Source organism: Desulfosarcina ovata subsp. ovata (genome assembly GCF_009689005.1).
GTDB classification, from domain to species: Bacteria; Desulfobacterota; Desulfobacteria; order Desulfobacterales; family Desulfosarcinaceae; genus Desulfosarcina; species Desulfosarcina ovata.
Genome location: NZ_AP021879.1, coordinates 2151012 through 2176519 on the forward strand (window position 1 = coordinate 2151012; position 25508 = coordinate 2176519).

Annotated in this window: 20 protein-coding genes; 1 reads left to right on the plus strand and 19 read right to left on the minus strand. The window is 55.1% G+C overall.

Translation table 11 applies throughout. The features are described 5' to 3' along the window. Positions 1–99: 99 nt before the first annotated feature. From GN112_RS09755 to GN112_RS09840, 18 genes are all read right to left on the minus strand, one after another. The gene (locus GN112_RS09755) at positions 100–1440 is read right to left on the minus strand and encodes a tetratricopeptide repeat protein (protein WP_155310037.1); all 1341 of its coding nucleotides are present in this window, start codon (positions 1438–1440) and stop codon (positions 100–102) included. Positions 1441–1514: 74 nt separating this feature from the next. Beyond that, positions 1515–4160, minus strand: coding sequence for a type VI secretion system ATPase TssH (gene tssH / locus GN112_RS09760; protein WP_155310038.1), 2646 nt, complete (start codon positions 4158–4160; stop codon positions 1515–1517). A 73-nt stretch (positions 4161–4233) separates the two neighbouring features. After that, positions 4234–5274, minus strand: coding sequence for a type VI secretion system baseplate subunit TssG (gene tssG / locus GN112_RS09765; protein ID WP_155310039.1), 1041 nt, complete (start codon positions 5272–5274; stop codon positions 4234–4236). After that, complete coding sequence (gene tssF / locus GN112_RS09770) at positions 5238–7043, minus strand: type VI secretion system baseplate subunit TssF (protein WP_155310040.1); 1806 nt, start codon at positions 7041–7043, stop codon at positions 5238–5240. The genes tssG and tssF overlap by 37 nt, the downstream gene beginning before the upstream one ends. Positions 7044–7048: 5 nt before the next feature. Then, positions 7049–7513 (minus strand): type VI secretion system baseplate subunit TssE, encoded by a 465-nt coding sequence (tssE, locus tag GN112_RS09775; protein ID WP_155310041.1) that lies wholly within the window; start codon positions 7511–7513, stop codon positions 7049–7051. 13 nt (positions 7514–7526) lie between these two features. After that, positions 7527–8009 carry an Hcp family type VI secretion system effector gene (locus tag GN112_RS09780; protein WP_155310042.1) on the minus strand — a complete coding sequence of 161 codons (483 nt, stop codon included), beginning with the start codon at positions 8007–8009 and terminating at the stop codon, positions 7527–7529. A 144-nt stretch (positions 8010–8153) separates the two neighbouring features. Next, positions 8154–9644 carry a type VI secretion system contractile sheath large subunit gene (tssC, locus tag GN112_RS09785; protein ID WP_155310043.1) on the minus strand — a complete coding sequence of 497 codons (1491 nt, stop codon included), beginning with the start codon at positions 9642–9644 and terminating at the stop codon, positions 8154–8156. 97 nt (positions 9645–9741) lie between these two features. Continuing rightward, a complete protein-coding gene (gene tssB / locus GN112_RS09790) occupies positions 9742–10266 on the minus strand; it encodes a type VI secretion system contractile sheath small subunit (RefSeq protein ID WP_155310044.1) in 525 nt (174 codons plus the stop codon). 92 nt (positions 10267–10358) lie between these two features. Further along, positions 10359–11666, minus strand: coding sequence for a type VI secretion system protein TssA (tssA, locus tag GN112_RS09795; protein WP_155310045.1), 1308 nt, complete (start codon positions 11664–11666; stop codon positions 10359–10361). Further along, positions 11663–12481, minus strand: a complete 819-nt coding sequence (locus GN112_RS09800; RefSeq protein ID WP_155310046.1) for a type VI secretion system accessory protein TagJ — start codon at positions 12479–12481, stop codon at positions 11663–11665. The genes tssA and GN112_RS09800 overlap by 4 nt, the downstream gene beginning before the upstream one ends. A gap of 184 nt (positions 12482–12665) precedes the next feature. After that, positions 12666–13421 carry a type VI secretion system-associated protein TagF gene (gene tagF, locus GN112_RS09805; protein ID WP_155310047.1) on the minus strand — a complete coding sequence of 252 codons (756 nt, stop codon included), beginning with the start codon at positions 13419–13421 and terminating at the stop codon, positions 12666–12668. Continuing rightward, complete coding sequence (locus GN112_RS09810; RefSeq protein ID WP_155310048.1) at positions 13406–16894, minus strand: type VI secretion protein IcmF/TssM N-terminal domain-containing protein; 3489 nt, start codon at positions 16892–16894, stop codon at positions 13406–13408. Before GN112_RS09810 ends, tagF begins: the two co-directional genes overlap by 16 nt. Further along, positions 16891–17571: a DotU family type IV/VI secretion system protein gene (locus GN112_RS09815; RefSeq protein ID WP_155310049.1), complete on the minus strand. Its 681-nt coding sequence runs from the start codon at positions 17569–17571 to the stop codon at positions 16891–16893. The genes GN112_RS09810 and GN112_RS09815 overlap by 4 nt, the downstream gene beginning before the upstream one ends. Positions 17572–17573: 2 nt before the next feature. After that, a complete protein-coding gene (gene tssK, locus GN112_RS09820) occupies positions 17574–18959 on the minus strand; it encodes a type VI secretion system baseplate subunit TssK (protein ID WP_155310050.1) in 1386 nt (461 codons plus the stop codon). A 5-nt stretch (positions 18960–18964) separates the two neighbouring features. Then, entirely contained in the window at positions 18965–19513 is a 549-nt protein-coding gene (gene tssJ / locus GN112_RS09825) for a type VI secretion system lipoprotein TssJ (RefSeq protein ID WP_155310051.1), read from the minus strand. Between the two features lie 10 nt (positions 19514–19523). Continuing rightward, on the minus strand, positions 19524–20252 hold the full coding sequence (locus tag GN112_RS09830) for a hypothetical protein (RefSeq protein WP_155310052.1): 729 nt from the start codon (positions 20250–20252) through the stop codon (positions 19524–19526). 8 nt (positions 20253–20260) lie between these two features. Next, a complete protein-coding gene (locus GN112_RS09835) occupies positions 20261–22894 on the minus strand; it encodes a hypothetical protein (RefSeq protein WP_155310053.1) in 2634 nt (877 codons plus the stop codon). 212 nt (positions 22895–23106) lie between these two features. Further along, entirely contained in the window at positions 23107–23307 is a 201-nt protein-coding gene (locus GN112_RS09840) for a hypothetical protein (protein ID WP_155310054.1), read from the minus strand. 47 nt (positions 23308–23354) lie between these two features. Here GN112_RS09840 and GN112_RS09845 point away from each other — a divergent pair, with 47 nt between their 5' ends. After that, positions 23355–24587 carry a M48 family metallopeptidase gene (locus tag GN112_RS09845; RefSeq protein ID WP_331457562.1) on the plus strand — a complete coding sequence of 411 codons (1233 nt, stop codon included), beginning with the start codon at positions 23355–23357 and terminating at the stop codon, positions 24585–24587. A 90-nt stretch (positions 24588–24677) separates the two neighbouring features. On the opposite strand, the gene GN112_RS09850 is transcribed toward GN112_RS09845, so the two are convergent. Further along, positions 24678–25379, minus strand: a complete 702-nt coding sequence (locus GN112_RS09850) for an AAA family ATPase (RefSeq protein ID WP_155310056.1) — start codon at positions 25377–25379, stop codon at positions 24678–24680. Between the last annotated feature and the right edge of the window lie 129 nt (positions 25380–25508).

The following is a 25508-nucleotide window of genomic DNA, read 5'->3' on the forward strand; positions in this document are numbered from 1 at the left end:
TCATGAATGAGCCTCTCAAATGATTGCAACGGGGGCTTTTATTTATACCTTCAGATGTTCGTGCCGACCCTTCCTTCGCTACTGTATGACAGAAACGCCTCAGGCCCTGGCAAGGGTCACCACCAATCCGTCAACCGGACGGCCCATCTCCTTGCGCAGTACGTCGCGGGTGATCGATTCGGACGTCAATCCCTTTTGATTGGCGATCCGGCGTATATATGCCTCCGAATGGGTATAGCGTCCCTGGGGAATAATGTGGTAATCGCCGTTGTTCTTGTTCGTATCCGGTTCGGCCCGTTCCACGGTAAAAACAAAGCGTCCGGAGGGCTTGAGCGCATCTGCCACAGCAGCAAAAACATCTTCCAGATCGCCGAAATAACAGAGCACATCCGCAGCGACGATCACATCGTAAACGCCACTGTGCCCTTGGATATATCCGGTCAAGTCCGATTCGGTCAGGCGGTCGTAAATTCCTGACGCATCGGCCTTCTTGAGCATGCCGGGAGAGAGGTCAACGCCGTCGAGACGAAAGGCAAATGGTTTCAGCAAGGGGCCGCACAATCCGGTACCACAGCCGGCGTCGAGTATTGCCAGACTGTTTTCAGGCTCGCCGTAGTGCGTTGCGACAGCGCCTGTTACAAATTCCGGCGCCTTGTACGCCAGGATATTGAGCTGCTCTTCAAAACTGTCCGCGAACCGGTTGAAAAGCGTTTTGACGTAGGCATCCGATGCACGCCCGGGCACTGCTTCGCCGGAACAGGCCGCCAGCATGTGTTGCGCTTCGGGATTGTCGGGTTCTTTCTCCAGCCAATCGCGATACAATTGTTCCGCCTCTTCCCTGCGTCCCAGCTTGATCAGCGCCAGACCCAGCCGAATTTTGGATCGTGACTGGTCCGGGTCAAGCACCACGGCTCTGAAATAATGCTCTACAGCCTCTTCTTCCGCGCCTTTTTGGTAAAGCAGGTTCCCCAGGTTGTAATGCAGGGGGAAAAAATCGGCGTGATCTTTCAGGGTGTCGCGGAATATGGATTCGGCCTCATCGAAGCGGCCCAACGCTCGAAGGACGGTGCCGAGGTTATTGAGCGCCCCCACATGCCGGGGGGCCAGTTCAACGGTGCGCCGGTACTCGGCCTCGGCTTCTTCCAGCCGCCGGTTTTCCATGTAGATGTTGCCCAGGTTGTTGTGGGCGTCCATGTAGTCGGGCGCCGCCGCGATGGCAGCCGAGATTTTTTCGATGGCCTGATCGGTGCGGCTGCGTTGAAATTCCAGAATACCGTAAAAATGGAGCACATCCTGATGATCGGGAATTTTGGCCAGAATATCCTGATAAATCCCTTCGGCTTTGTTCAACTGTCCTTTTTGCTGCAGTTCGATGGCGAACCTCACCGCTTGGTCGATGGACAGTCGTGTGTCACCGTCAGCTTCGTGCTTGTTTTGCATTTCGGATCCTTCATAAGCTTGCCGGTGTTCCTGTTTCCAGCATTTGAAATCTGACGCGAAAACAAATCCTTATTCTAAGCGATGTCGTAGGCAAACCCCTCACCGTCCATGGTTACCGTCACCCGGCTGATCTGCTCGCCACCGGCCTGCCGGCTGAGCAGTTCGCGAGACATTTCAGGCAGCAGGGTGTTGGTCATGATGTGATCGGCATTGCGCGCCCCGGAGTCAACATCCGTGCAACGGCCGGCAATGGCATCCACGACGGCATCGTCATAAAGGAATTCCACATCCCGGTTCTCCTGCATGCGTTTGACAATGCGGTTTAGCTTGAGGCGCACGATCAGTTTCATGTTCTCATCGGTAATCGGAAAGTACGGCACAATCTTCATGCGGCCGAGAAAAGCCGGCTTGAAATGTTTGAGCAGTTCGGGTTTGACCATCTCACCAAGACCGGACGGGTCAGGCATGGTCTCCTCGTCAGCGCACAAGTTCATGATCAGGTCGGTGCCCAGGTTGGAGGTCAGAATAATCAGGCAGTTCTTGAAGTCGATGCGGCGGCCTTCCCCGTCTTCCATGATGCCTTTGTCGAAAACCTGAAAGAAAAGCTCCATGACATCCGGATGGGCCTTTTCCACCTCGTCCAGCAGCACCACCGAATACGGTTTGCGGCGTACCGCCTCGGTGAGCACGCCGCCCTCACCGTAACCCACGTAGCCGGGAGGGGATCCCTTGAGGCTGGAAACGGTGTGCGCCTCCTGATACTCGCTCATGTTGATGCTGATCATGTTCTGCTCACCGCCGTAAAGCAACTCGGAAAGGGCCAGGGCCGTTTCGGTTTTTCCGACGCCGCTGGGTCCCACCAGCATGAAAACACCCGTGGGTTTGGAGGGATCCTCGATTCCGGCATGGGCGGTCTGGATCACCTGTTCGATCGCATCCAGCCCGTGATCCTGGCCGATGATACGCTCTTTGAGCCGATCGGCCAGTTTGAGCACCATGGCGATTTCATCGGTGAGCATTCTCCCCGTGGGGATGCCGGTCCAACCGGAAACCACCGCCGATACGGTTTCCGAATCCACGGCAATCTGCACCAGCGGATCATCACCTTGCCGCTTCTCCAGTTCGGCTTCCAGATCCTTGAGCTTCTCCTGCTTGGCGGCAATTTCCGCTTTGGCCTCGTCACCGCTGTCCAAGAGGGCGTGGATCTCCTGGTACAGGTCACGGACCTGTCCGGCCACTTCCATTTCACTCTGCCACTTTTCGGTCAGCTTGGCCATCTCGGCCTGGGTGGCTTCGCGCTCGCCGGTCAGTTCAGCCAAGCGATCGGAATGATCCCGGCCGATGGCCATTTCGCGGTTGAGAATTTTAATCTCGCGATCGATATCGCCGATGCGCCGCTGGGCCTGCTCCACGGCCGGCGGACTGGTGGTCAGCCCGATGGCCACCCGGGCACAGGCGGTGTCAAGCACACTGACCGCCTTGTCCGGCAACTGACGGCCGGAGATGTAACGGCTGGACAGTTTGACCGTGTCCGCCAGGGCCTCGTCGGTGATCATCACGTTGTGATGCTTTTCCAAAAACGGTCCGATGGCCCGCATCATCACCATGGCTTTTTCCTCGTCGGGCTCTTCAATCTTGACCACCTGGAAGCGCCTGGCCATGGCCGCGTCCTTTTCAAAATACTTCTTGTACTCAGCCCAGGTAGTGGCGGCGATGGTCCGCAGTTCACCCCGCGCAAGGGCCGGTTTGAGAAGATTGGCCGCGTCACCCGATCCGGCCTGCCCGCCGGCGCCGATCAAGGTATGCGCCTCATCGATAAAAAGAATGATCGGCACCGGCGACGCCTTGACTTCGTTGATGACCCCCTTGAGCCGGTTTTCGAATTCCCCCTTGACGCCTGCACCGGCCTGGAGCAGTCCCAGGTCCAGGGTGTGCAGGGCCACATTCTGAAGAATCGGCGGAACGTCCCCCTCGGCAATCCGCAGGGCAAACCCCTCGACCACCGCCGTTTTCCCCACACCGGCCTCGCCGGTCAGGATGGGGTTATTCTGGCGTCGGCGAATGAGAATATCCACCATCTGGCGGATTTCGAAATCACGTCCCAGCACCGGGTCGATCTCGCCTTTTTTGGCCCGCTCGGTGAGGTTGATGGTGTACTGATCCAGGGCCTTGGTGCCGGCAGGTCCGGCGGGCCGACGGCCGGCAGCAGCACCGCCCTCGGGCAAACCGGCAGCACCTTCGTCCTCCGCGCTTCCGGCGGTCAGGTCCTGCAGGTTGTCCTTCAGGGTTTCGATGGAGATTTTCTTCAAGGTTTCCGAACTTGAGAGCAGCATGCGCGAGAATTCCTCGCTATCGAGCAGGGCCAAAAGAATGTGGCCCGAACGGATGGCCGGGGACTGGTATTCCACCGAAGCCAGCAGCCAGGCCTCCTTGATCATGCGCGGGATCCGGGGGCTCAGGGCCGGGGTACGGGCATTGCCGGTTTTAAATGATTCAATGGCACGCGTCAGGTCGGCCACCAGATGGGCTTCGTTGATTTCAAAATGATGCAGAATTTTAAACAGATCGGTATCCGACAGATCAAGCAACTTGATCAGGAAATGCTCGATGTCCACTTCGTAGTGGGTTTGGGACATGCAGAGGCCGGCAGCGGACTCCAGCGCACGGCGACAGGTTTCATTGAGTTTACCGATCAGTGACTTGAGGTTGGATACGGCCATATTTCTCTCCTTTGCGGATGGTGAGCATTCAGGCCGTCCACCGCTGCACGGCCTCTGGGATTGATAAAAAAAATCAGAACTTGATCAACTGCAGGTCATACTCCTGAAACGTAAAAAAGATGTCTTCGGTGTAGGCGTAACCCGGGGATGAAATCCAGGTTGTCCATCCCAGCATGGGGGCATCGCCGCCTGACGCGCCCAACTGGCATAGCGGGACCTCTTCTTTTTTAAGATAGATGCGAATTTCAAATTCGAATTCAATGCCGACCATATAGCGCACCAGTGAGAAAATCGGAACCAGCAGGTCTCCGATGGGCATCAGACGCACAAATTTTTCACGATCCACCGGCCCCACGTGTACACGGAACTTGGTCTGACTTTCCCACACCTGGCTGCCGCAAATGGCATCGTCCCCCAGGCTGGCATTGGCGCTTCCCAATTGCGTCTGATCCTGGGAATCCAATTCGACAATGCGCTCAACGTGCTGTTCAACACGCACACGGCAGTCCGAGAAATAAGCCACGGCCGCCTCAATGGCCACCGCCGAGGCAACCGGCCGTGAAAACAAGCCGCTGTAAAAAGTCAGCGATTCTTCGGGCAGCCCGATCATGCGGGTCAGTCCCGGTGTCCCAAGCCCGCAAAAACTAAGCAAATAGCGCGACAGCCGATCGGCGGCACCAAACGCGTAGTTTTCGGGAAAACGATGTTTTTTCCAGGCCAGGTAAAACAGGGTGATCAGGCGATGGTTGAAAATATCCAGAAAAGCGGCCAACGTATGGTCCTTCTCTTTGCGCCGATCCATGATCAGTTGGGTATACCATTGGGGCAGCACACCGGAAGGTCCGGTCAGCCCCATAAAAGCGACCTGCATGGTCGCCGGTGCGTCCGGTCCGTTGTCCCCAAGCATTGAGATGTCACTTGGCGGAAAGGAAAAATCCGGTTTTACGGTAAAATGAACCGGTTCGTCGGCCGGTGCCAGGGTCTGACCGAGGCCGCTTCTACCGGCACTGAGGCGCTCCAGCAGGTGAACGGCCCGGTAGAAGGAGAATTCGTAAAACCGGTCGAACAGCTGCGTTTTTAGATCAGCACCTGATTTCCGCTTCTTGGCGGCCATAGCTTAACCGTTCCTTCTCGTTGGAGCGTCTTCATTTCGAATTGGGAAAATGAATTGACAGACACATATTGTCCCAGAAACCGCTCCAGCACCGTGGCAAACATAAACAAACCCGTGCCAACATATCTGTCTTCATCAAAGGTCATGGTCACCCGAATTCCCCGGCAGAAGGAGCGTTTGATACGTTTCGTCACGTGCCGGGTCTCGATGGAGACGATGCCGTTGATCTGCTGTGCGTTGGCCAGGGAGTTGTCGAAATCGTAAAGTTTCAGGATCTCTTTAAGGGGTTCTTCACCGCCCCCGACCAGTGACATGTAGTTGAGCGACAAGTGGGATATCAGTCGCCATTGAAGGTCCCCGCCAAGAAAAGGCCGTCGTGTGGGGGTCGGTTTGACCAGGCAGACGATGCGTGCGATGGGCGCAGCCGATTCGAGGTTAAAATCGCCTTTAGGATCGCCAAAAGGCAACCGCGAAGGCATATCCCGGTTCGTACAGGTCACTCTGACAGTAAGGATATCCTCCACCGGGCTCGCCGGTTTCAGTCCCAGATCGGAAAAAGAGAGAAACACGTCCGTTCCGCGATCATCTTTTTTCCCGGAGGCTCTGCGGTAAAGGTGCCAGAATGTCTGCGCTTCCTTGAGGCCCTCCTCACCCAGATAATGTCTCATGGAGTAAAACGGTCGATACGTTACGGCTTCACCTGACGATTTGGAGAGAATCGCCGTGACCTCGTCAACCGCGTATACTTCGGTTGCCCCCTGCCGTCTTATATCGGGGATAACCTGGTATTCTGTTTTGCGATGTTCGACCCGGATCGGTTCTGCAATTCGTTTGAACAGGTTCACCACCGGCACGGCGTTGAGGCAGAACGTATCGGCATTCACCACCAGCCCGGATTTCGCCGGTTGGTTGAGAAAAAATCGCAAAACCAAACGGTTTGCAGGCAATTTCCTCTGGATACGGTCCATCCCGCAAAGATCGAGAAAAAGAAATTTTTCAGGGAAGCTGAAATACTCAAACAACAGAAGAAATCCAGGAAATGAGCGTTTGGAGTATGGCAGAATTTCCTCCGCGCGTTGGAATCCCACGGGTTTGATATCTGATTTATCGAACCGATGGGTTTCGCGGTTTCCGTTCTTTGCAGCAACCTCGCACTCAATATGGGTCACATGGTTCAGCAGCAGTTCATACAGGTGATAGACATGCTGGCTTGGGCCGTTGAGGAAAAACCGCAGGGACTGCCATTGAATCTTGGATAAATTGATTTTATTAATGCTTTCCAATTCAACTTCGATGACCTGAACGGCACCGGCAACCATTTTCTGAGGTTCCTTGACTTCGGCTCGGGCGACCTGCACCGGCCACAGATGCAAATCCTGCGTCGTGGAAAACCGGCACGGGGAACCTTTAATCGGCTTTGAAAGGACTTCGGTTCCCCTCTCTATTTGGTATCCACTCTCAGAAATATTCTGTTTTACCGGATCGAAGCGCAAAAGCGAGATCGATGGAATGGGATTAATGTAGTGAGGATAGGTGATGTTGAGCAGCGATTCGGTAATTTCCGGAAAGTCATCGTCGATCTTCTTGTGAATCCGACCGCTAATCAATGCGAAGGCTTCGATGAGCCGCTCGGTGTGGGGATCTTCGCATTTATCGTTCTCGAGAAGCAATCTGCCGGCAATCTTGGGATATCTCTCAGCAAATATCGCCCCCATTTCCCGGATGAATGTCAGTTCACGTTCATAGTAGTCGAGCAGTTTATCGTCCATAAGGGTCAGCCGGATATAACGAACGCTTTGCGGGTCGTATCAAAATAGGTGTCAAAGGCCACTGGCTCGCGAATCGGATCGACAACCAGCATGGCTGAAATTTGAAAACTCAGACTGCGCTCTTTGTGGTCGCCGGTCTCGATCACCACGTTGACATTTTTCAGGCGGGGTTCGAAACGGGCGATGGCCTTCTCCACGTCCTTCAGGATCGTCTGCCGCACCTGGTGGCTGTCTGCCCCCAGCGCAGTAAAATCTTTCAACCCATATACGGCGACGGAGTTCTGCAGTTCGCGCAATTCGTCCGGTATTGACGCGATGCTTCGACGGCAGTTGAGCAGGTTTTCCAGATCCCTGACGACCAGAGCCTTGATTTCGCGCGCATCCATCAGGCGCTGCTGGGCAGACTCACGGGAGTTCGCAGGATCCTCGTCGATAAGCCTGTCCAGCAGTGGTGCCTGACCATAGTCCATCTTCAATCAATCCCTAACTGAAATCATTACCAGGGATGTCTGCCTTGAACGGCATATCGGTTGCTGAGGAACCCTTTCCACTCTGTTCTTTATAAACATAGTCGAGTTTGGCAAAATTGAGACTGATGTTTTCCGTCAAGCGGTCTTCACCACCCGATCCTCCGGTACTCACGGAGGTCACCAGAATGTTTTCCAATTTCATCACGATATACTCCAGAGGAGTATCACCCGCCTTGCGAACGGTGAGCTGTCCTTTTGGAATATGGGTGCCCTTGGCACACATACGCATCAGACTGCTGGATGCCTTGTCCACATACTTGGTGACGGAAATATCCTGGAAACTGGCTTTGCCGCTGCCGCTGCCGCCGCCCGCATGGGTGGTTCCGGACTGGCTCATGCCCCAACTCCAGGCGAGGATATCGATCTCGCCTTTGTGCGTTTTATCCTGGGACTCTCCTTGGACGTCATCGAGCTTCAGAAACATGTCAACTGCCATGGCAGCCTCCTTTTCCGGGTGCGCCGGCACCCTCTGATAAATATTTGTCGTTCATCTCACACGAAAACCAATGTGGCTGCATTGGATCTCGTACCATTGAAATTCCTACTTTCCTGAAACATGGGTCAAGCCCCATGAGTGGTATTATCCACCAGCGGGCTGGGGCAGATCGGCAACCAGACGCAGGGAAACGCTGAGCTCATCCAACTGATAGTGGGGCTTCAAAAACGCGACCGCGCGATAGGCACCTGTTTTTCCAGGTATTTCAGAGACATCCACCCGCGCTTCGCTCAGGGGGTATTTGGCCTTCATCTCCTGTCCGGCATTGGGATCCCCGAGAATATAGTTGCTGATCCAGCGGTTCAGAAAATCCTCGGCCTCGCTACGGGTCATGAAACTGCCGATTTTGTCCCGCATCATGGACTTCAAGTAGTGGGCGAAACGCGAGGTGGCCATGATGTATTGCATCTGCGAGGAAAGGCGCGCATTGGCATTGGCTTCATCGGAATCGTATACTTTGGGTTTGTTGACCGACTGCGTACTGAAGAAAGCAGCAAAATCGGTGCCCTTGCAATGGACCAGGGGGACAAATCCCAAGTCGGCCAATTCCTTTTCACGGCGATCGGTGATGGCGATTTCCGTGGGGCACTTGAGTGCCACGTCACCTTCGTCGGTTTTAAAAGTATGCACGGGCAATCCCTCTACCAGACCGCCGCCCTCTACGCCGCGGATGGCTGCACACCAGCCATATTTGGCAAACGCATCGGTCAGCCGCGCGCCGAGGGCATAGGCGGCGTTGCCCCACAGGTACTTGCTGTGATCGGTCCCGTCGACGTTCTCCTCGAAATCAAAGGCTTCGACCGGAATGTTCGCCTTGCCGTAAGGCTGCCGCATGAGAATGTGCGGTACGCACAGGGACACATAGCGGGAGTCCTCCGTATCCCTGAACGAGCGCCACTTGGCGTATTCCGCACTCTGGAAAATCTTTGACAGGTCGCGTGGGTTACCCAGTTCGGTAAAGCTGTCCAGGTTAAAGAGACTCGATCCCGCCGCGGAGATAAACGGTGCGTGGGCGGCAGCGGCAACCTGAGACATTTTTTCGAGCAGGGCCAGGTCCTGGGGATGATTGTCAAATTCATAATCGCCGATCATCGCGCCGTAAGAGGCACCGCCAAACATGCCGAACTCTTCTTCATAAACCTTCTTGAACATGGCGGACTGGTCGAACTCGGAGGCCTTCTCCATATCCTTGAGAAGGTCCTTCTTATTGATATTCATCACCCGGATTTTCATGCGTTCGCCGGTCTCGCTCTTGCTGACCAGATAGTTTAGCCCCCTCCAGGAGCCTTCCAGTTTCTGAAAATCCTCATGGTGCAAAATCTCATTCATCTGGTCGGAAATCAATTTATCAATCTGGGCGATGCGGGCATTGATCATCGCCTCGGTGTCCTTCGAAATGGTCATGGTGCCTTCCATGACCTGACCAACGAACTCGCTGATCAAATCCTTGGCATAGGCTTTCTGGCTGTCCTCCCGCGCCAAACGCCCCTCCGAAATGATCTGATCCAGCAGGCCTTTTTCTTCCTGTACCTCCTGGGGCGCTTCTTGCTGAGCCTGTTGTTCCTGATCTGCCATATCATCCTCCTTGCGGTCCCATTCAAACTTACCGGACGAATGCCGGTCTTAAAAGGCATGATTGATTCAAGCGACAATCCTATCGCCAATCGGGTGCCTATTCCTCTTTTCCTTCTTCCGCTTTCCCCTCGACCCCCGCCTCTTGGCTGAGTTTTTCGATGGAGTCGGTGTTGGCCAGCACATCCTGAAGCATTTCATCCAGTTTGTCGTTACCGTCGAGTTTGGCCAGAAGATCGGAAAGCCGCTTTCTCGCCTCCACCAGTTTGCGTACCGGCGTCACCTGTTCGGCCACCCGCTCGGGATGAAAGTCGTCCAATGATTTGAAGCGGAGTTCCACGGCCATTTTTGAGTCGTCATCGGTCAGTTTGTTGTCCACGCGGTAGGCCAACCGCGGTTTCATGCCTTCCAGAACCTGATTGAAATTGTCCCGGTCGATCTCGACGAATTTGCGATCCTTTACTTTCGGCAGGGGTTCATCCGGTTTTCCGGAAAGATCTGCCAGCACACCAACCACAAAGGGAATTTCCTTCATCTCGATGGCATCCCCGATCTCGACGTCGTAGGTAATCTGGACCCTCGGCGATCGAACCCGGTCCAATGTGTGTTGTAAACTCTCGGCCATGGTGTTCCTCCTTTCAGATACAGGGATGATACGTCATTTTATCGAATCGCTCCACAATCACGGCAATTCGTCGGGATAGCGGAGCAATCCTTTTACTGTTTGTGCTGTAACGCCTTTGTCAGGTCAATGGTACACATCTTTTTAAAAATTTCCTCGGCGCGGTAATGGTCCTCACTGCCTTCCTCTTCCTGGATGAGACAGCGGTAAAGGGCGCCCAGAACATCGGCCACCCACACCGGCGACTCCCAACGTTCGAGTCCCAGTTCCTCGACCAGTGTATTCAGTTCCTCGGCTATCGGCCGGGCCAGATCGGGCCGACTGGCCTGAAGACACAGCCTGGCCATAAGCAGACGATAACGATTTTTCGACCGTATGCTGGAAACGCTGCACGAAGCGGAAAAAAGAATATCCAGCGCTTTTTTGATGCCTTCGTTTTTCAGGGCGGTCAGCGCGCTGTTCCAGACCGCCGCCTCATGGGGCTCGGTATCGGAGATCATACCGACAACGATCTGCCCTTGAACCGAACCGGTGGCAGCGACCGGCCGGGGGGCGGAGGAGGAAGCGGCAGACGCTTCGGCGGTTGTCTCGTCCTCATTTCCGGGACCGGGCTCCCCGGGCTGTGATTCCTCCGTCTCTTCGACGGGATCCGGATCCGGGTCAAGTTCCTTCTTCTGCTTCAGTACTTTGGCGACGAACCGCTGGCAATCTTCGACGGCTTGTTTCAAATCAGCGGTTCGCGGCGCTTCATGGCCAAATTTCTCGTCGAGCAAATCGTCAAACCGTAAAAATGATGCCAGTGACGCTTCAATTTGCGAATTCAGCGTCTCGTAGAATTTTTTCGATGACTGGGTCTGGGCTTTCTCGAATGCTTCCGTACCGACTTTGCCCTCGGCAATGGCCTCTTGGTTCGTGCCGACTTCCGTGGATTCCTTCCATTGGAGCCATGAGTAGCCACCGCCGGCAACCTTCGGGTCGGTCACCGCTATCTGTCTGATGACGACCCACAGTTTGTCGTTGAAAAACTCAAGCGGACCGATTCGGTAATCCAGATCATCATCCTCGATTTCGGGATAAAGGTGTTCCCAGAAGTTTTCCAACAGACCAGCAAGAACCTGTAACCCCACGTCCAGTCCGTTGAAGCCTTCGGTTTTAATGAGCGATTCTACCAGCCAGACGCCGATCTGCAAATCCTTGGTCTTTTCGCTGAGCGCTTCCACGGCGAGCCGCCTGACCGCTTCCCAGTCCGCCGTTTTGATTTCACGATCCCAGTCGCCGCGATCCATTTGGTCGTCTTCGCGGCGCGATTCCTGAATGGCATCGTAAGCCTCTGTATAGCGCAGGTTCTCCCCGGCGGGATTCTCTCCTTCAATGGGCGTCAGGATGGCTTCAATATCGATCAATGCTCGCTTCCTTTCCCCTCTTCGGTAGCCAATCGAAAAACCGCCTCTTTGATCTCGAAAAGGGCGTAATCGGTTCCGCCAATATCAAAAACGTGCTGTCCCACGGCCCGGGAAAATGAGCCACCCAACGGTTTCCAATCCGTCAGACGGCCAAGTCGGATCCGGTCGTCATCGCTCTCAAATGATTTGGGGTAAAGGACCGGCAAAAAGCACCCCATGGTCAACCCTTCCCACGTCGTGATGCGCGCCTTGGCCCAGATGAGATCAATAAGGGTCGCGGGGGGGGTGATCACCAGCTCCCGGATATTGGCGATGGGCACCCATAGGTAGCGTTCATATTCAATGGCCTCAATAAAATAGCGCAAGGTCGTATCCGTTTCCAGAAACCCCTTGAAAGGCTGACCATTGATGGTTCCTTGAACGTCCGTAAAGGCGGCATCAATTTGGGCAAAACGGCTTGCCGCGTCATCGATTTTACCGCTGATAAGCAGTTCTCGGGCTTCGAAGAAATCCTCACAGTATTCGGGGATATCAGGAAAAAAGGTAGGCCGATGCTCCATCTTGGCCACAGCCAGACGCTCCTTTTCCGCCTGGATCAGATTTCGGTAAACCGCCTGGTTCATGTCCGGTGAGCTTTTTTGGGTGGCGGCAATCTCCAGTTGCCGCCCGGCTTTTTCCCACTCACCGCATAAAAGCATGACCTGAAAAAGCAGAGAACGAGCCGCCGTGTCGGTTGGTGCGGTTTTCACCTGGTCGATCAGCATGGCACGCGCCTCGTCAATCTTTCCATCCAGAATGAGCGCTTTAGGATTCATCGGTATCGGTTCCTCGGTGATGTTGCAGTCGATATCGCTTAATATAATACGGATTCGAAAAAACGTGAAACTGCATGGGTTTGATGGTACGACAGATTTGAAGGCGCATTTGGGCGAAATCCGCTACTTTATATCTACCACTTTCTGCAGGTAGCGTATAGTTTTTTCTACAGATTAAGTCCGATCAGCGTGACCACAGGTCGGTGAAATCATCCACCATCAATGGCCGGCTGAAAAAAACAGCAAACGCACGCTCCAGACTTCCCCCCATGAACACGGTATTCGGAGTTCCCTTTAAGTGCGATTTCAAGGCCTGATGCCATGCGCCGGACATCACCAAAGGATCGGTCTGCCCCCCCTGGTCCAGGGATACTGCCAGTTTCAACTGCGCTTCAAGCATACCTGCCTTTTCCTGGAGGTTGTCCATAATGATTTTATTGACCGGCTCTTTATCCTGGCCATGGCCATCCTCAGCTTTTTCCGTCAGTATTTTCTGCCAGGCGGCAATCGGTGTGTCCATACGCTCAAGATCGGCTTCCAGTTCACCGATGCCGGCAATCCGCCGTGAAGCCATGTACTCCATTTTCTCCCACATGGGAGATAACACAAAGGGCAACAATTGCCAGTTCTGCTCCCACCGGTTGAGCGGCCCCTCCCCCAGCAATATCAAAGGATAGGGTCGCCCGATGGCATCTGCGCTGCTTTTGGCGAGCCCACATATCAACATTCCTTTTTTTACACCACGGGACCAGAAGCGCCACGAATAAACACCATTGCGACGAATTTCCTCGGATAACCGCCCGAATCCCGTCCCCACCCATTCGCCAAAAGCCTTGGCGAGCGGGGACGTCATCTGAATCTGGAAGTAGTCTCGCGCCGACGGATGTTTTCCGAAAGCGGACCACGACCACTGCCTCCAGCCGATTATTCTCCCCAGCATGCCGTAATTTCCTGCGGAACGCGCCCCGGGGATTCCTTAAGCAGTGCAATCACCTGCCGGTTCCCACTGAACTGGTAACGGGGAGTAATGGTTCTGATCTTCATCCGTTTCAATGCCGCCGCCGAATCGGGAAAATCCTCCGGGCGGAAGATTCGTTGACCGGTCTGGAAATCTTTTAAAAATTTGGCAAATCCCTGATACCCCTTATACACTTTGGTCAGGACGAGATTTCCGATTTCGATTTTAAAAACCACATTCCCACAGGTTTCCGGAGACCAGCGAAAAGTCTTTTTCACCGGATAGTGGAGATTGAGAAGTTTGTATTTCTCGTCACCACATTGCAGCTCCAAAGATGTGGCATGGGGTTTGATAGTGGCATCGTTGTTGGCGTCGGTGGGAACGGCCTTGATGGTCACGTTGTACTCGGATGCGACCGGCTTGGCCGCACTGGCACCACGGGTCAGAAACGTCAGAAACCGCGTATCCAGATCCAGGGCCAGCCCGTCAACTTTTTTCGCAAAATAGCCTTTGCGGCGGCTTCTCTCGAGAAACGGTGCGGCCGGTCCCTTGAGAAACTTGGTGGCATACCCATCACTTCCCATAAGCAATTGATTCAAATTTGTATCTTGGGGCAGGTCCTGAACTTCCAGAAAAACGGTCTTCTCCCACAGGCTCTGCAGTTGGCACTCTGCCTCTCGAATGGCGTATGCGTGGTAAAACCGGATGGGTGCAGCAATGAGATTCCAAAAAACAGCCGTATCCTTGTTCTCCCTGCCAAGAAACGTCTGGAGCTGTTTTGTTGCCGCCTGGGCCTTGAAAAACGGCGACTGTCCGTCGGCGGGGTCCTCGCTGTAAAGGTCTTTGGCCATATTAAAGGCAATCCGTTGAGAATCGGTCATGGATGCAAGCGCTACCAGGGACGCCTGATATTGATTGAAGGCCTTGCCGGCAGCCAGACGGTCTTCAAGGCTGAGCACATTCGCCGCGCTCTCGCCACTGAAGCTGGGGCCAAGTCGTGATGTCACCCGTTGGGTGGCTCTTTCAAGAATCGTCGCCGCCGCTTTTCCCCCCTTACCATCGGCTTTGGCCTGCAGACGAATATCATGGAAACGGTACACCAGATCGACCCACCCGGGTCGCTCTGCCTGCTTCTCGGTAACGCCGAGTTCTCCGGCCAGGGTTTCCAGAAACGACAGATAGGGACCGTTGTCGGATGGCAGCAGGGCACCGGTATGCTGCCACCGATCCCGGTCATTCATGCGTCGGACACCCGAGGGAAAATAGTCGGCGAATCGGGCCCACACCGTCGTGTAGGCCTGTGCATACCAATTTTTAAAATCGAGCTTCTGGGTCCCAATGGAGAGCGGATCGAACAACGCCTTTTCAATTTCGCCAAGGTATCCGTCAATGGCCGCCTGGCCTTTGACCGTAAACGCCGGTTCAATGGTCATTTCATCGGGATCCGGATCCAGGTTGCTCCAAAAATCGGCCATCGTGACGCCGGGAACGTCACCGCTGATGTTCACCCAGTCGACCAGCCAGTTGAGCCGGGCCCCGTCCATGGTGAGGATGTGTTTGAGCCAGGTTTGCAGATCTTTCAATTCTTCGTTTAGCGAGGTGTCCGAGGATCTCCAGATCAGGTAATAGAGGTAAAGCTCCGATAGTTTGTTGGAAATTTCGTCGATCGTCTGGATGTCCAGCAATACCGATGGATAAGGGGTTTTGGGTTCGGCCAGCAACGTCTTGACGTCAGCCCCTTCCATACGCGTATGCAACAGGTTGATCCGCCGTGCCAGATGCATGGCATGCTGTCCGATCACATCCGGTGCGGTCGTTGGGGTAAACCGGGTCATGCGTTCGGTCAGGCGCTTGTCGAAGCCCACCAAAAAGCCGGATTTGAAAATCTCACAATAGCGGGCTTTCAGGCCGGCTTCCACCCGAATGCTCTCGGTGAGCCCGAGTCGGGGAATCCACCAGTTGGCGTTCTGTTCTTCGACCCGGCTGACCGCCTGCCGGAAACGATCCAGGGTCAGGACATCGGTCGTCAACTCCCCTTGTAAAACCGGTGGCTTGGAAAACTGGCCGGAAACATCCCGCAGGGTTTTCAGGTTTTTTACAAAAGAGAAGCTCAACAGACCGCAGATCGCAATAACAATGGCCACCCATGCGGTCAAACCGATACTTTTGGTCAGCCGGCTCCATTCCAATGTCCGCATGGTCGGAGCAAACAACCCCCGGTCCGTCGGCAGAATTCGTGAAAAAAAATCATGCAGGAAAAGGCCCCGGTTGGTTCCGGGCAGAACATCCTTTTCACCGATCAATCCCATGGCGCTGAGAAAATGAGAGTAGGGCGTCCCCTCCTGCCGGCCACTGGAAAAGTAAATTCCCCGCAGAATCGGCGTTTCCTGGTAGGGATTCTCCTGGAACGCCCCGCGCATGAACGCATTCAGTCCCGGTCCCATCTTTTCAAATTCCTCGGGAAACATCAAAAGGGATGGGTCGGCCTTTTTATTTTTTGCTCCGCTCAGGTTCAGCATCAGCAAACGCAGGTCCTTGAGCCGTTCCCCCATGGCGTGGATGCCCTGGGAGCAAAACGACTTTATATCGCCTGTCAGGGGCTGGTTCAACCGTCCCATGGCCTGCTTGAGGACCGGCTCGTCCAGGTGGTCACAGAACTTCACCGCCCCCTGAATCAGATCACACTTGGTCACCATGATATAGACCGGAAACTTGGCACCCAATACCCGCATCAATTCATCAACCCGCTGGCGGATACTGGTTCCGGCACTTTCCAGCTTGGCGGTATTATTTTCCAGAAGCTGATCCGCAGCCACCGCGACGACCAGTCCATTGAGCGGTTCGCGCTTTCTGAACTTGGCCAACAGTGAGAGGAACTTTTGCCATTCATCGCGGTCACGGCCCTGATCCACGGGAACGGCATACCGGCCGGCCGTGTCAAGCAGAATGGCCTGCTCGAAGAACCACCAGTCGCAGTTCCGCGTACCCGAAATACCAGAAGCACGGCTGACTTCGGCAAAGGGCGATGAGAGCTCGGCGCCCTTTATGGCCGTTGTTTTACCGCATCCGCTTTCACCGATGATCATATACCAGGGAAGGACATACAGGGGATTGCCATACTTCCTCAAATGGGATTTTCTCAAGGTGTCAATAGATTCCGCCCAGCGCTGTTGCAATTCCCTTGATCCGGCCTGCTCGCCGGATGAGAGCCCTTGGATGCGTGATTCGTCCTGGGCGATGATTTGTTGAACAAAGCGTTGTTCATTTTTTCGGGAAAACAATTTTTTAACGAAAACAATACCCAGAACAATGCCGATGACACCGATGACAAAAAAGATTCCCACCCACAGGGGCCAGCCGATCATCAGAACCAGCCCAAAAATCAGCAGCAGGGCCAGAGCGATGAGCAACAGAACAAGAGAAACCTTGAGTATTTTAATGATCAACGTTTTCATTTGGGCCCCGCATTGATGAGGGATTGTCCGATATTGCCGAGAATGAATCGATAAATCAGAAACAGCAGCCCGAAAAAGAGGACCGGTGTGCCGGCACAAAGCAAAGTGAAGGCGGAAAAGCGTCTCTTCCTGGGTCCCTTCGCCGGCAATTGCGCATTGGCGGGGGCATATGCGTCCGGGAAAAGTGTGGTCTGCTTCAAATCGGGCAGCCCCATCGAGCTGCCGGTAAGGACCTTGAGGTTTGAAATCTTTAACTGCTCGAGGAGGTAATCATCCCCTTCATTGCAGTACTGGCCGATAAATCCCATGGCAAGGCAAAGGTAATAGACTTCGCGAACATCCTGCTGATGGGGGCCGATAGTATTGAGCCGTTCGAAAAACAGCTTGCCGGCATCTGACGTATTGTAGTACCGCCGTTGCAGTTGTTCCCCCAGCCAGCGCCCTTTCCCCTCCCACTGGGATGAGAGAACGGTCTCGTCAATCCAGGCGAAAACGGCGAAACGCGCCAGATCGTAATCGGCCGACGGGAAACCGCTGTTTTGACAGCAGCCCTCGCTTTCCGTGATCAGCCGCCGGATATCGGCATCAACCTGATCAAAAGAAACGTTCGCCCCATCCGGGCGAATAACCAGGGCCGTGTAGGCAATCAGTTCAACGAAACAGTCACTCAGACGCATGGTTAGTTTCTCCCAACAACCATCAGTTCCACTTTCAGATCCTCCGGAGGATTGTCCCAGTATAGCGCCAGGTTCTTGCCATGCTGAACCTGGGCCCATGGATCCCCGTGGTGGTCAATCTGAAAATAGAGGGTATTTGCCCGTCTGGGCAGTTCCTGGGGCGGTACCTGCAGGTAGGTAAGATTGATGCCAGGCAGTGAGCGGGCGATCAAAATGGGCATATATTCCCGGGAACTGAATTTGGCAATCTGCTCAACGGATGGCAGCACCATTTTGGGATCGGCTTCCGTTGCCAGGGCCAGGTAAAACCGGTTACGGCCTTCAAATATCGCCGGCGGCAAATCGGTAGTAAAGTAAGTTTTGTCAAACAGCAGCGGGAGCATGTATTCGGGACCGGCAGTAATTTCATCCAACAGCTGGGTGACCAGGGTCTGGGCAGAAGAAAAACAGATCCATAGCGCATCATGCCGATACGCGGGCACAAGCACACTACCGTCATCCATCACCCCGCTTGCGGACACGCGTTCGGAAAAAGTACTCATCTCACCGATCAACTGGCGCAGAACACTGAATGCATACCAGGGGTGGACCTCTCCGACTTCAGTAAAGTGAATCAGTTGGGTGATGTAGCGATTCAGGGTTCTCAACGCCAGCAAAAAAACCATGTCCCGGCTGCCGAATTCCGCCGAATGGATTCCCCGGTCCTTCTTGAACGCCTCCAGTTGACGCCCACGGGCAGCGATCTGATCGCGGACCTCTTTGACCAGGCGATCCAACCCCGGTGCCGCCGAAAGGCTCAGACAGGGCGGAATATGGGTTTCACTCATTTGAATCGCGTCACCCTGCCGTTCCAGGCGTGTAAGGGGAATCAGCTCATAGTCGCTCAGCTGATCTTTTTCCGTTTCCCAGAAGAATTTAAGCACCAGCATCAAATGCTGGATCTGGGCATTGGGACCGCTTCCGTGAAGGTCTCTGATCTCGTCAACACTCTCGGTGGCGACAAAGCGGGTGGTTACGTTTTCGAGCTTGTTGAGATCGTCAACCACAGTGACATTCGCTCCGGCCGGGTTGAATTTCTTCAGACCGAGATAGATCATGAAAGGTTTGCCGCCATCCTGCCAGGCATTTTCAAAAGAACGCGACTGGATGACGGCATTGTCCGGCAGTACGGCATAGGTCATATCCTGAAAAAGGAATTCGCCACTGTTCAGGCCAATGGAGCGGTTCCCCAGGGATGCGGATTTGACCGCCATCCTGCCAACCCCCCAGAAATGGGGAACGAGTTTGCGATGCAGCGGTTCGAGCAGAGAGCGGGTAAATCGATCCTGAAGCTGAAAATGCTGGGGCTGCAGGAAGAGGCCCTGGTGCCAGTAAAGGGCTCTTTCCATGGGTTCTACTCCTCTTTTGGTGTTGACGTGGAGATCGTGGTGATCTGCTGGGGCCCCAGGAGCAGATCAATCGCCAGTTTTGCCGGCTTGCGGGTCTCCGTTTTACTTAGGAATCCTTTTTTTTCTATGTATTCGGGCACTTCAACCATTTTCACCATACGCTCGGTTTCCAGTATATAATAACCGGCCACCAGAGCCACATAACGTGCACCCTCGGCCCGGTCCAGGGGCACGGTGATCTCCTGGCCCGGTTGGACAATCATCCGCTTCGATGCCGCGGCACCGTCCCCAAACAGCTTGCACTCAAGCAGCTTATAAAGACCGTCCTGATCATTGGCCAACTGGTTGAACGTATTGGGATCGGAAAGCTGATAGGCGCATAAAAGCAAGGTGTGGGCCTCACCATCGTCCAGATTGAGATTGGGGTCAGCCTTGATATGCATCTGAATGGCGTCTCTTTCGTAGGTCCACTGGGGCGGCGGCAGCTGCTTGGCCGCACAACCGATAAGCAAAAAAAGCATCCCGATGCTCAGTATGGTCAGTAATCGTTTCAAATCGGCCTCCTTATTTGGCGAATTTGGTTTGGCAGTTTTTTTCAAACTCACGTAAAAAATCCTCCATGAAGCGACCCGAGCTGAACCACTTCTGGATTTTTTGGTAGCGATGTTCGTATATCTCGTACATTTCCGCTTTTTTCATCGGCCCGAATTTCAATCCCCTGCCCACCTCTGTGGCCACCTGCTCCGGATCAAGGACGCTGAGAATCTGTTTGACCTTGGCGTAAGCGGCTTCTTTGAATGACTGCTGAGAAGTCAGAAAGGCACTGCTGATCTGCCCCAGGTAGGTTTCCAGTGAGTTGCCCTGCCCTTCGCCCTCCAGCCGGTAACCGATGACCTGTCGGATGGTCTCCTCCGGCGACCCCTCACCGGTAAAACTCATGTTGATCACACTGATCAGCTGATTGAGGGTATTGAAGATGGTGTTGAGTGACTCGGCCAGCTTTTCCAGCAATTCGCTGGAGGAGAGATCATCCATTGAAACCTTGCGGCCAAGAAGCAACGAGCAGACCTGGGTCAATACCGCATCCTCCGCCGGCCCGCTGGCAGGTGACCGCAAAGACGCATCCATCCGCGCCACTATCGCTTTCAGCGCATGGATACGCGACTTCTCATCCAGCGCTGCCATCTGCCCGCTCAGGTATGACTCGACAGCCTCCACTGAAATATCGCCGGCATGGCCAAAGTTCATATCAAGACCGGCTGCGATGTTTTCGATCAAGGCGGCGTCGGTCATCGATTTTCTCACTCCTTTCTCACATCAGAACGGATGATGATCGTCTGCTCCATGATGGTATCGTCATCCTCTGAATCTTCTGAAGCGTTTTTCTCAGGAAAATGAAGATTGTTGTCCGGAACCGGTTGAGTATTCGGATCGGTATAGACCGGTGACGACGGGAGAGGACTGTTTTTATCAGGCGCCGCGCCGACGCCGTTAAAACCCGGTGAACGCGGCGTTTCGATCAGTGTCTCCAGGAGATCATCCTCATCCGTCGCCGGGCCGACCGGCCCGCTGCCGGGTGCGGCAGGCCCCTGCGGAGCAGCCGATGACATCCCACGGTCTGGGCGGATCACAACGGTGGCCTGCAGTTCATCCGTCTGCGGGCCCGAGTTGGCCGGGTTCTCCGGGGCGGCGGGGACAGATTGTGTCGACGACTCAGCCTGAGGGTGACCGGCCCCCTGAACGAGGGTCGCCGCCAGATCATCATCGGCTGCCGGCGCCTCCGGGTCGGGCGATTGGAAATTTGCCGGGTTGAGAACAAGGGTGGCCTCCAGGCCATCGTCACCGCCTGGCGGGGGTGGCGGTTTGGGACGGCTCGATTCCTGCAGCAAGGTGGCCTCAAGATCGTCCTCTTCCGCTGGTGGGGATGGCGCTGGGACGGAGAGCACAACCGTCTGTTCCATATCCGCCGCGGGCGGTGGCGTCGGCGTGTCACCACCCGTTGGTACCTGGAGAATCACCGTTGCTTCGCTGTCCGGATCGAAAGGGGGCGCCGGTCGGTCGGCATCGGCAACATCGGCCGGCCCTGACGCCACTGGCGGTACTGTGTCCCTCGGCGAGAAGACCACGGTCTCCTCCAGTTCACTGTCCCAATCCTCGGCCGCCGTCGGGACGCGGGTCGCGTCCTCATCACTCCGGATGTCTTCCCTATCCGGCCCTTCAGCGGTTTTTCCCCACTCTGGCGGTTCAGCGGCGGCAGATGAAACGACAACGGTCTCCTCGTCCATGGGCGGGGCAGCCGAGACCTGCACGGGTACGGCCGGCGCCTGGTCAACGGCTGCCGTCTGCTGCCACTTTTCAAGAATCCCTTTCAGCACGCTGCGCAGTCGGTTGGCAGACGGGGGTGGCACCGGCACCTCGGACGGGACTGAGGAAGCGGAGAACATCTCACCCTTTACCGCCTCCCGAAGGGTGTCGAGCCGGGTCATGAATTCGGCCGGATCAAGGGGCACACCGCTTTTCAGGCCGGCATGCACCAGTTGGCAGCCAAGGCGCAACGCCTGCCGCCAATGAGCGTGCCAGGTTTCAGGCATGGGGCTGTGGTCCGGCGTCCAGAAAATCTGGCCGGCCGACCAGGTATCGCCGGGGTCCATATGATCGATGGCCAATGTGTCCATATCCTGATCCCGGGTCAATGGTCCAACCCGTTCACCCACCCGTGCAAAAACCGCATTGGCGGTTTGGCAGGAATTGACCAGCAGGGTGTGAAACCAGAGCGCACCCAGGAAATGGAATTGCGGCGACTCGGGCACCAACGGGGCAAACGGCGCCGTCTGGGCGATACCGACGGCATCCAGAATACGAACGCTGAAATTCCATAAATCAGGCAGGCCGGTACCGCTGGGCACGATATCCACCCCGATCCCGTCAAGCCTGGGCGCTATTTGCGAAAGGGCCGCGCCATGGGAATCGGTCAGGAACGACCGGCATACCTGAAAGAGAAAGGCGAGTTTCAGATAGAGAATTTCCAGAAACTGACGATCCTGGCCATGGAAGAACAGCCGGCCCCGCTGACCTGTCGGATCAGTGGCCTGGCCGGAGAGTGGAACGGCGGATGGATCGCCGGCAATCATGCGCACAAATTCGTCGGCCCGGCAACTCGGCGCCGGGAAAATCAGCAGATGGAACGGGTAAAAGGCGAACGGCCGAATATACCTGGCGGCTCCTTCCGGATCCCCGCCACACACCTCGGCATGGGAACACGCCCCACAGGGCAGGCCACTTCTCTCAGGCCCGGCCGCCAGCAACTGCTGCCACCGGGCGATCAGGCCACGACAATCATGGACATACTCCGGCATCCCCGGCTTTTTGCGGTAACAGAATAAGGCCGGTGCCACAGCCTTCTGGAAACACAACGGACAATAAAGAAATCGCTCAAGGGATCCCGCATAGGTTCCCAGTCCCTGCCGGGCCAGTAGCGCATCATCCCGGCAAAGAACGAGTTCCCGACCGCATTGGGGGCAGACCGGGTGAAACCATGCGCGTTGATGCTGACAATAAAACAGGGATTGAAATGGCAGGTGCTGGCCATTTTCACCGATCGGTGCCTTCAAACGGATCGGTGCCCCGGTCCCTTCCGGCATGCGGGCATAATGGGCAATCGTGCGCTGCCAGGCGGCCTCGACCGTCAGGTTGGTCTGCGGCGCCAAAAGTGAGTCCGGCGCATCATAGACGTCCCGCTGAACCAGAAGCTGCAGGGGCTGAAAAAGATCCCCCGCATCGGTTCGGATATCGGCCCGGAGAGTTTTGGAATACGGACCCGACCGCGAAGCCGCCGGAATGGTTCGCCCCGTATCGCCCGTTTCGACATCCAGCGAAAAAACAAACCCGCTGTTGTCCGCGGTAAGGTAGTTAATTAATGAGCACGTGGACCGCAATTCGTCACACTCCGTTCCCGATCATATGTTTATCTCCCCTTGTCGTGACGATACAGACACCGGCACCGGAGAAATGCCTGTCAGTTAATGGAAGCCCCTGGCCGTGGATCGGCCGGGGAGGTCAGGACACAAAACGGTTCCCGCTCGGGAAAGTGGTTTGAAGGTTGGCCATTCAAATTCTGATTGCGAATTTTGTCTTTATATTTAAGATATTATAAATTATTCAAAAACAAGGCGGTTGTCAAGGTGGATTTCGTACAGAAAAGATCTTGCCACACGGCGGCAAACCCTTTAGGAATCGCAGACTGAGCATTTCCAAAATGCTCACCCGCAAAATAGCCGGAGCGGCGCCACGAGCGTGCCGGACAAGCACGCGGCCCAATGGATTTTTCGTGTACCAGCAAGCCGGCCATTTATGCATACCGACAGGCATGCCAATGGAGGAAACGTATTGAATACCGTGGGTTGGGTGATTCTCTTTTTCATCGTGGCGGATTATTGGGTTCATCTTCTGGCTGACGGGCTTAACCTGAAGGCCATGACCGACACCATCCCCCCCGCTTTTGAAACCATTTACGATCCCGGCAACTATCGCCAATCCCAGGATTACCTGCGCACCCAGACCCGCTTCGGCCGCACAGTTGCCACCGCCGATCTCATGGTGTTACTGGTATTCTGGCTTGGCGGCGGATTTGCCATGCTGGACGGCTGGACGCAGGGACTCGGATGGGGTCCGCTGGCAACCGGTCTGGTCTATATCGGCGCCGTGGTAGGAATGAAAACCCTATTTGACCAACCCTTCAGCATTTATGCCACCTTCGTCATCGAAGAGCGATTCGGGTTCAATCGGTCCACCCCCGCCACCTGGATAAAAGACCGCCTCAAGGGGCTCGGACTCGCCATCGCGCTTGGTGGCCCCCTTCTGCTCGGTATCCTGGCCTTTTTTCAATACGCCGGAGACACCGCCTGGCTGTGGTGTTGGCTGCTGGTGACCCTGTTTGGCCTGGCGGTCCAGTTTGTCGCGCCGGCCTGGATCATGCCGCTGTTCAACCGCTTTGAACCGCTGGAGGAGGGGCCGCTGAAATCATCGATCATGGACTATGCCCGTTCCATCGGATTCTCCCTGGACAATGTCCAGGTCATGGACGGTTCCAGACGCTCCGCCAAATCCAACGCATTTTTCACCGGCTTTGGCCGCCACCGCCGCATCGTGCTCTTCGACACCCTGATTGACAGCCATACCACCGATGAACTGGTGGCGGTGCTGGCCCATGAAATGGGCCACTGCAAACTGCGCCACATTTTGAAAATGATGACGGCGGGGATCCTGCAGACCGGCGTGCTGCTCTATCTGATGTCCCTGGTCATTGGATCGCCGCAGCTGTCTGCCGCTTTTTATGTGCCTGAACCGGCCACTCATAGCGGGCTGATCTTCTTTGGTCTGCTATACGCACCGGTGGATTTTCTGCTGGGTCTGGCGAGCCAGTCCATTTCCCGCCGGCACGAGTATGCCGCCGACCGCTTTGCCGCCACCACCACCGGACACCCCCGGTCCCTGATCGATGCATTGAAGAAACTCAGCGTTCACAACCTGTCGAACCTCTCCCCGCATCCATGGTATGTCTTCCTGAATTATTCCCACCCGCCGGTACTGGCACGCATCGCGGCCCTGGAGGAAATCGGTAACGCTTGACAGATTACCGGCGATTTATACAGAACCGCAAAAACAAAAAACACGATACCAAACCGGCATCGCGTTTTTATTAATTGGAATGTGAAAGGTCTATTTCAGGTCCCGGATCAGCATGGTCGATGGATCGAGCAGCTGGTGCCCGGTCTGTTCATCCCCCGGCCCGCCCTTGAGGCAGCAGATATGGATCTTTTTCCCCTCCGGCTGAAGCTGAATCACCGTGTCGAAAAGATCGGCCACCGATTCCAGCTGGACCGGCAGGCCGTCGGCACCCGGCGCTTCGTGGCGGTGGGTGGTGACGGTAAACCACAGGTGCAGGCGATGCTTTTCGGAAAATTCCTTCATCCCTTCCAGCGGGGTTCGCAAACGATCATCAAAGGGCAGGCCATCGATAATGACCATGTGCGGATTGAAAATCTGCTGTTCGGTGAGGTCCTTGACCCGCTCTTCCAGTTTGGGCACGCTGAAGCCTTCCACCTTGAAAGTCATGATAAAGCGATTCATCTGAATGGATTCCCACAACTCCTTGATCTGGCGTACATGGTACTGATGGGCCAGGCTGTTGAGAACCTCCTGATACCACAGGTTCACCTTTTCAACCGGGTCGTTCAGGCTGACATGCAGGACATTTTTCTGTTGCAGCATGGTATTGAGGGCCACCTGAACAATCAGCGCAGTTTTGCCCACACCGGCGCGGGCGAACACGGCACCGAAGCCCCCTTCCGGCACGATTGATTCATTTTCGCGCCCCATCAACCGCAACGGGTTTCTGAGGATCAGGTCGTTTTTCAGCATCTTCAGATTCCTCTCTCTTAACTGGATAATCCTGGCCCTGTTGGAATGCCGGGAAAAATCGATGATCGCTCTTTCGACCGGCAGTTCAACAACGGAGGCACCCATGGATCGATTGGTTTGATGATGTGC